The sequence below is a fragment of the Roseateles sp. P5_B10 genome (genome assembly GCF_056400485.1).
Window position 1 is genome coordinate 1 of sequence record NZ_JBFULE010001332.1, and the last position, 922, is coordinate 922.

A 922-nucleotide genomic window follows, 5' to 3' on the forward strand; every position below is an offset into this window, starting at 1 on the left:
CAGATAGGGCATGGCGCCGGCATTGCCACGCGCCAACCGCGTGGCCAGCAGGTCGGCCGCCGCTTCTTGCTGGCCGAGCAGCTGCAGGAAATCGACCTGTTGCTGCAGGTCCAGCAGCTCGTCCGCCACGGTCAGCTCGTTGGACAGCACCGGCGCGGCCGCGGCCTGGACCGGCAGACGCATGGTCGCCTGCATGTCCATCGCGGGCGGTGCGACAGYGGGTGGTGGCGGTGATGCAATGGGCGCCGGCGGCCACGCCATCGGTCGAGGCTGTGGCCGCGTGACCTGGTGCTGGCCTTCGTCCGGCAGCGCCGCGGCTTGGCCGACGACAGGCGGCGCCATGCCCGGCGAGTGTTGTGGCAGCACCGCCGGCAGGCCGGCCCCTTCGGCGGCATGCAGGGCACGCCAATAGGCAAGCTCGCGGCGGGCCCGTTGATCGCGCCAGCGGCTGAAATAGAAAGCCGCCGAGCCCGCCAGCAGGCTCAGCCCCAACGTCAGCACCCAGGTCATGGGGTCGCGATAGGGCGAGGCATGTGCGCTGCGCACCGCCACGGGCGGCGGTGCCACGGCCGGTGCGGAGGCCGGCGGTATGGCCACCGCCGAGGCCGCGGCGGCTTCGGCCTGCAGCCGTGCCTCCAGGTCGGCGCGCAGCTGGGCCACGGTCTGCTCAAGCTGAGCGATCTGGGCTTCCAGCTCGGGCGTGAGCTCCATCTCGGGCGCGCTGGCGGCAGGCTGGACGGGCCGCGGCGCTTCGGCCACCAGCACCTCAGGCCGTTCCAGCACCAGGCGTGGGCCACTGGCGCGCGGCTTGGAGCGGGTTTTTTGCCGTACCACCGGGCCTGGCGCCGGTGCGGGCGATGCCTCGGCCATCACGCTCGTCGGCGGGGCGACCACCGGCGGCGCCGCAGGCGCGGGCGGTGCC

Annotated in this window: 1 pseudogene; it reads right to left on the bottom strand. The window is 73.8% G+C overall.

The features are described from left to right. Nucleotides 1–783: pseudogene (locus AC1DU6_RS33115) on the bottom strand (hypothetical protein); the annotation flags it as partial. Nucleotides 784–922: the final 139 nt, after the last annotated feature.